The sequence below is a fragment of the Calidifontimicrobium sp. SYSU G02091 genome, assembly GCF_022631395.1.
GTDB classification, from domain to species: domain Bacteria; phylum Pseudomonadota; class Gammaproteobacteria; order Burkholderiales; family Burkholderiaceae_C; genus Calidifontimicrobium; species Calidifontimicrobium sediminis.
This window is the reverse complement of record NZ_JALBGB010000013.1, coordinates 90,726-97,465: the sequence shown is the minus strand read 5'-3', so window position 1 is coordinate 97,465 and position 6,740 is coordinate 90,726. Positions and strand designations below refer to the sequence as shown.

Here is a 6,740-nt window from a genome sequence, read left to right as displayed (position 1 = left end):
CAGGCGATAGTGCCGACAACCTGCACATCCGGGACATCGCTCCATGACCAAATCCTCTCAGATTTGGTCCGGTTTGCTTAGGAATTACCTTTCTTTTTGGCTCCAGGCCGGCAGGAATGCCGTCCAGCGTGAGGCCGTCGATGAAGCAAAGGCGAGCAGCGCCATCACACCGAAGAACGCGCCGAGCTGGAGCGCTTCCGGGACCCGCACGGCGTGCATCCACAGGCCGGCGAGCGCGAGGCACGCGGCCGTGACGCACAGGACGAGCAGTGTCGCGGGTGCCGTGAGTCCGGCATCTGCCAGGCGATGATGGAAGTGGCCGCGGTCGGCATGGAATGGCGAGCGGCCGCCGAGGATGCGTCGCAGCACGGTGACCAGTAGGTCGCAGACCGGCAGTGCGGCCAGCCAGAGCACGGTCACCGGGGCGACCGCTGCGGGACCCTGCGTCAGCCGCAGGGCCACGATTGCGGTCAGGAAGCCGAGCAGTGTGCTGCCCGCATCGCCCATGAAAACCCGCCAGGGACGGTTGACGACGAGCGGGAGATTGAACATCAGGAACCCCGCGGTGGCTCCCAGCGCGATGAAGCAGACTTGTGCCGTATAGGCGTCGTGCGCATGCGTGGCCAGCCAGCCGAACCCTGCGAGGGCGATGAAGGCCATGCTGCCGGCCAGTCCGTCCATGCCGTCGATCATGTTGAACGCGTTGATCGCGCCTCCAATCAGCAGCAGCGATGCCGCAATGGCTGGCAAACCGGAAAGGACCAGTGCCTGCGAGGTGCCGAACGCGCGGCCGAACGACAGTGCCAAGTCGGTCCCAAGCGCCAGGATGACGATCAGCGCGGCCACCAGCTGGACGATGAGCCGACCCCGTGCAGCAATGTCGAAACGATCGTCGACAACGCCTACACCGACGAGAAGCGCGCAGGCACCGATCAGGAGGGGGGTATGAATATCCGTCGCGGGCATCAGCCACATACCGACCGCGACGGCGATGAACATGCCCAGCCCCCCGACGAGCGGGACGTGACCCTCGTGCGTCTTGCGTCCCCCAGGGCGGTCGAGCAGGCCGACGGCGCGTGAAAAGGGGCGCAAGGCCATGATGGCGACCGAACAGGTGAGCAAACAAATGACCGCCAGCGTCCCCATACCGCGAGAGTCTGTACGCTGTCGATCGCAAGTGCGATCCCCAGCGCTTTTGGGCACGCTATGGTAGCGGCTTGGGGCGGCCATCACGCGAACCACTCAAGGGGCTCGACGGCTTCGTGCGCCTTCCCCGGCCCACGCCGGTGAATCGGCCGCTTGGCCCTGAGCGGGCGGCTGACACGGTCCAGCGGGTACGGCACCTTCGCATCCGGCACCGTCGCGCGCACGGCCTTGCCGCGACGACACCACGCCAGCTGCGGGCACGCATCAGCCGCTCGACGGGTTCAACCCCGAAGCGATCGCGGTACTGCTCGGCGGACTCGTACAAGGCCTGGGGCGGGATCGATCCGGCAAGGGCGCCGCAGGCCAGCTTCAGGATCTCGTTGGCGCGGTGCAGCTCGTGCTCGGGCTCCTCGAGGCGCTGCTGCTCGGCCGCCGTAGGGCCATCACGCAGGGGTCCCGGCGGGGCAGCCGATCTCGCCCGCGATGGACTCGAGGGCCGTCCCCTGGGACGGGGACGGGTCCTTGGTCTCGAACACCATGTGCACCGCACGCTCGACGGCCTTCGGGGAAGACTTCGGAGGACTCCCTCATGTCGGCTGCATCTGCTCGAACGAAGAAGCTTCCTCGATTCCCGGGGCGGTTCAGCCCAGGCGATCGGGGTGCCAGTCGGTGTCTTCGACGTCGAGCGCCCGCAGCACCGCCGCTCGCGCAGTCCGCCAGGAGGCAGTTCGCGCCCGCAGTGCGGTACGCTGACGACGAGCGGCATCGTGCCGCGGTGCAGCGTGAACACGGCGCCGGCAGGCGGGGCGACATCGGCCATGCGCCGATCGTCAGCCGCCCGCCGCTGGCTATGCTCGCGCATGGCCACGCCCCGCACGCTGCTGATCGTCTACCACTCGCACACCGGCGGCACGGCGCAGATGGCACGCGCCGCGGCAGAGGCCGCCGGCGCGGCCGAGCCGGCGCTCGCGGTGCGGCTGCAGCGTGCCGTCGACACCGGCCCCGCCGACGTGCTCGCCGCCGACGGCTACCTCTTCGCGACGCCCGAGATGCTGGCCTCAATGGCCGGGCTGATGAAAGACTTCTTCGACCGCTGCTACTACCCGGTGCTCGGCCGCGTCGAGGGTCGCCCGTACGCGGCGCTGGTGTGCGCCGGCAGCGATGGCACGGGGGCCGCGCGCCAGCTCGAGCGCATCGCCACCGGCTGGCGCCTGCGCGCGGTGGCGCCGCCGCTCGTCGTGTGCACGCACGCGCAGACGCCTGCGGCGATCGCGGCGCCCAAGCGCATCGGCGAGGCCAATCGCGCACGCTGCGCCGAACTCGGTGCGGCGCTGGCCAGCGGCATCGTGCTGGGCGTGTTCTGAACCTGTAGGCGCAACGGCCTTCGATTCACTCAGTCGCGTGGTGCCGTGCGCGCGTGGCGTCGTCGCCGGTCGCTGGCTGCGGCCGCGCCGGCCCAGCCCATCACGGCGGCAAGCAGGGTCGCCGCCGCGCCCGGGGCCGGCATGGCGCGCACATCGCGCTGCCAATCGATGATGCGGCCGTCCTGGCGGGTGTAGCCGGCGTTGGCGTCGCCGGTGAGATAGACGAACTCGTTGACGTTATCGAACAGCCGCAGGTAGAAAGGCACCGACACCGGCTCGTCGGTCGGCACGTCGAGGCGGCACTCGAGCGACGGCTCGCATTGCCCGACGACGATGCCGGTCGGTTCACCCTCCCCGTCGCGGCCGAGCAGCCGCGCAAACGCATCCTCGAGACCGAGATCCGACCGGTAGGCGAGGTCGGTGCTCGCGTAGCCCAGCACCTGCAGCAAAGTCATGCCGGGGTCTCGGGGCGTGGCGACTGCGTCCAGCGTGACCGTGATCTGTCCCGTGCGCCCGGCCAGCGGACCGAGGTCGCCAAAGTGCACCGTGAACGTGTGGTCGACCCATGCTGCCTGTGCAGGCAGGAACGAGAGCGCGAACACGGCGGCACACAGTGCGCGTGCGATGGGCTTGGGGGTGCAGGGGCGCATCGTCACTGCTCGCCCTCCGGTTCGGGTCGGCCGGGACGGGCGACATCGCGATGGCGTCGCCCGCCCTGTTCACGATCAACGATACCGTCGCAGCGCGGCGCCGGCAACCGTCCGCGCAGCCGCGCGGTCAGCGGCTGCGCGGCATGCCAGCCCCCGATCAGGCGTTCGTCGACGTCGCGCGGCCTGCGCGGCGCGACCAGCCCAGCAGCCCGAGGCCGGTCAGCGCCATCGCCAGCGTCGCGGGCTCGGGCACGGCGTTCGTCGCGACCGTGATGCGGAAGGTGTCACCAACCTTCAGACCGGCCAGTGACAGCGTCCAGTCGGTCTTCGACGACGGCGGTCCGAACGCGTCCCCCACCTCGACGCCGAGGAACTCCGGCGCTGCGAAGTAGACGTTGGCGAAGTCGCTCCCGACGACGATGCGATCGATGCGGCCGCCGAACTGCGGCGTCACGGAACCGATGCTCTGGAAGCTCGCGCCGTGCAGCGCGAAGCCCAGCACGTCGAAGCCGGTGCCGGGCGCGAGCAGCACCGCGTCGAAGGCCAGCGGTGCGAGCAGGTCGTCCGCCTCGACGCGGAAGGTCAGCGTGACTGGGGCAGTGTTGCGGAAGTCGACGTCGAAGGCCAGCTGTCCGGGTGCGCTGAAATCGGCGACGGCGGTCGCGCCGACCGTCTGCGATTGCACCAGCACCAGCGCCGAGGCCGGCGCGGCGGCCGCCGCCAGCGCGGCGGCCAGTGCGAGGGAGTGGAGTCTCATGATCATGGTTCGAGGGTCCTGACGAGAAGGATGCTCACAGCGTGCCGCGTTCCCACGGGCCCGTGATCGCCAGCGTGATCCCGGGGGTATAGAGGTTGACGAACAGCACGCGGCCGTCGGGGCTGAACACGCATCCGGCCCACTCCGTGTTGCGACGGTCGCCGGCGAGCGAGCCGCTCTTGCCCACGGCGGTCAGCTGCGCGCTGGTGAAGTTGAAGTTGTGCTTCGCGAACACGTAGCTGCTGCCGTTGGGATGCAGCACCTTCAGGTGTTGCGACGTGATCGCCGGCACGTTGCCCGGCCCGCTGGTGCCGCCGTCCTCGCAGAACATCAGGCCCCCGCGCGGGCTGATGCAGATGTTGTCGGGCGAGTTGCCGACCTGCAGGCTGTTGCTGACGAAGATGGCTTTGAGCGTCATCGACGCCAGGTGCAGCGCCCAGATGCGGCCGGCGCGTGCGCCCGGCGCGCTGGTGCTGACCTGTTTGTCGGTGAAGTAGACGACGCCGTTGGCGACCCAGCAGCCTTCGTTCGCACCGAAGGTCGCCGCGCCGTTGGCCCAGGCCTGGCGGAACGGGCCGCTCATCGAGACGTTGCCGCCGGTGGCCGACGAGAACACGGTCGCGCCATCGAGGTCGGGATCGGCGATGTCGACCCACTCGCAGATGTACTCCTGGCACAGCGTGGTCATGCGCAGGTCGGCATTCGCCACGCCGCGCACTGCCAGCCCCTGCAGCGTGCCGCCGGCGTGCAGCGAATCCAGCCCGCCTTGCAGGTTGTGCGGGCGGAAGCGGTACAGCGTGTTCGCATTGCCCTGGTCTTCGGTCAGGTACCAGTAGCCGGTTTCGGGGTCGAGCGCGCTGGCCTCGTGCGCCATGCGGCCCATCGCGACGATGGGTTCGGGGTTGGCGGCGCGCAGGCTGATGTCGGCGGGCACCTCGAAGATGTAGCCGTGCCGCTTGCCCGTCGTGCTGACGCTGTTGGAACGGATCTCCTCGTTGCTCAGCCACGAGCCCCACGTCGTCGCGCCGCCGGCGCAGGGCCGATTCAGCCCGCCGAGGCTGGCGAAGCTGCCGACCCAGTTGCCGTCGCGCCAGACCAGGTTCGTGTTGCCGCCGATCTGGTACACGCCCGCCGTCGTGCCGGTGTCGTACTTGCTGACGCTGTTGCGCCCTGCGCCGACGATGTTGGCGGCGTTGCTGCTGGTCGAGCGCTCATGGTTGCGCACGAGGATGATTTCCTGGCTGCGGCCGACGCGGCGCGAGACGACGACACCCATGCCGTCGTGTGCACCCGGCGTGACCAGGCCGTCAGACATGGTGTCGCCGGTCCAGCCGTAGCTCTTGTAGCTGAACCCCGGCGGCAGCTCGATCAGCTCCAGCCCGGTGGTCAGGTCGGCGACGGGGGCCGTCGGGCCATAGGGGCTGTCGATCAGCGCCGAGGCGGTGGCCGCCTGGCACGACGGTGCGACCGAGGCTTCGGCCACACGCGTGGCCAGTGCGGCGATCGGCCCGCCGAAGGCCGCGGCGACGGCGGCACCGCTGCCCTGCAGCAGTCGGCGACGCGAAAAATCGGGGTTCTGTGAGGACATGCACGCTCCTGGTGGTTGACATCGGGGCGTGATGCTGTAGGCGGTTGGTGAAGCGGCTGTGACACGCGCGGCCGGCGATGCCCGTGTTCAAGGGGAAGCCCGTCGCATCGGCGCGCGATGGGCAAAGGGGTGACGGGACCCGAAGTGGCGCGCGGATGCGAGGCTGTCAGACCGCGGCGGCCAGCGCCTCGCGCAGCGCGTCGGTCGCACGCAGCGCACCGACCTCGAGCCCGTTCCAGTTGACGAGCTTCACTTCGGCCAGGCCGCGCATGAACGCGCGCTCGTCGCCGTCGAGCGTCACCAGCGCGTCGATCACCGCGGCCATCGCCACCTCGGCGGCGCGCGTCGCGCCGTCGTCGACCTTGAGCGCGACGCCGAGCCCGCGCGCAGGCAGCGCGGCGCAGTACACGCCCTCGGCGCCGACCTTGCAGCACACGCGCTCGCCCAGGCGCTGCATCACGCGCGTGTCGAAGCGGTCGGTCCCGGCGACCATGAACGGCGCGCTGGCGACGGCGCGGCGCAGACGCCGCGCCGCGGCGGCGTGCGCGGCCGACAGGCCCGTGCCGGTGGCCACGCGCGCGAAGCCCAGCGCCAGCTGCGACAGCGCGATGCCGTAGGTCGGGATCGAGCAGCCGTCGGTGCCCACCGGCGCCGTGGCCGGGTCGAAGCCGGTGGCCGCCTGCAGCGCCGCGGTCACCTCGCGCATCACCGGGTGGTCGCGCTGCACGTAGCCGCGCACGAACGCGCGCGCGTCGGCACCGCGCGCCGCGGCCATCAGGCAGCCGAGGCAGACGAAGCCGGCGTGCTTGCCCGAGCAGTTGTTGTGCAGCGCGCCCGGCGCCTCGCCGGCCGCCGCCATCGCGCGCTGCACCGCCTCGCGCGATGGCCAGTGCACGCCGCACTCGAGTGCACCGGCGTCGAGCCCGGCCTTGGCCAGCATCGTGGCCGCGGTGCGCACGTGCGCCGGCTCGCCGCTGTGCGATGCGCACGCGAGCGCGAGCTCGTCGTCGGTGAGGCCGAAGCGGTCGGCCGCGCCGCTGGCCACGAGCGGCAGCGCCTGCAGCAGCTTGACCGCCGAGCGCGGGAACACCGGCCGCTCGACGTCGCCGAGCGCGACGACGACGCGGCCGTCGGCGTCGACGACCGTCAGCGCGCCGCGGTGGCGCGACTCGACGAGCGTGCCGCGCCACACGTCGACGAGGACCGGGTTCGCGTCCATGGGGGGCCACTGTAGC

General features: G+C 70.7%; 6 protein-coding genes. 1 reads left to right on the top strand and 5 read right to left on the bottom strand.

All coding sequences use genetic code 11. The annotated features are described in order from the left end of the window. Nucleotides 1-84: 84 nt before the first annotated feature. Nucleotides 85-1,146, bottom strand: a complete 1,062-nt coding sequence (locus MOJ79_RS10085) for an undecaprenyl/decaprenyl-phosphate alpha-N-acetylglucosaminyl 1-phosphate transferase (protein ID WP_241924047.1) — start codon at nt 1,144-1,146, stop codon at nt 85-87. A gap of 860 nt (nt 1,147-2,006) precedes the next feature. On the opposite strand from MOJ79_RS10085, the gene MOJ79_RS10080 reads away from it, so the two are divergent. Further along, on the top strand, nt 2,007-2,510 hold the full coding sequence (locus MOJ79_RS10080; RefSeq protein WP_241924046.1) for a flavodoxin family protein: 504 nt from the start codon (nt 2,007-2,009) through the stop codon (nt 2,508-2,510). A 29-nt stretch (nt 2,511-2,539) separates the two neighbouring features. On the opposite strand, the gene MOJ79_RS10075 is transcribed toward MOJ79_RS10080, so the two are convergent. The 4 genes from MOJ79_RS10075 to MOJ79_RS10060 form a co-directional block, all read right to left on the bottom strand. Then, nucleotides 2,540-3,166 (bottom strand): hypothetical protein, encoded by a 627-nt coding sequence (locus MOJ79_RS10075; protein ID WP_241924045.1) that lies wholly within the window; start codon nt 3,164-3,166, stop codon nt 2,540-2,542. 151 nt (nt 3,167-3,317) lie between these two features. Further along, on the bottom strand, nt 3,318-3,917 hold the full coding sequence (locus tag MOJ79_RS10070) for a PEP-CTERM sorting domain-containing protein (RefSeq protein WP_241924044.1): 600 nt from the start codon (nt 3,915-3,917) through the stop codon (nt 3,318-3,320). A 34-nt stretch (nt 3,918-3,951) separates the two neighbouring features. After that, the gene (locus tag MOJ79_RS10065; RefSeq protein ID WP_241924043.1) at nt 3,952-5,505 is read right to left on the bottom strand and encodes a PhoX family protein; all 1,554 of its coding nucleotides are present in this window, start codon (nt 5,503-5,505) and stop codon (nt 3,952-3,954) included. Between the two features lie 166 nt (nt 5,506-5,671). Further along, nucleotides 5,672-6,724: an asparaginase gene (locus MOJ79_RS10060; protein ID WP_241924042.1), complete on the bottom strand. Its 1,053-nt coding sequence runs from the start codon at nt 6,722-6,724 to the stop codon at nt 5,672-5,674. Between the last annotated feature and the right edge of the window lie 16 nt (nt 6,725-6,740).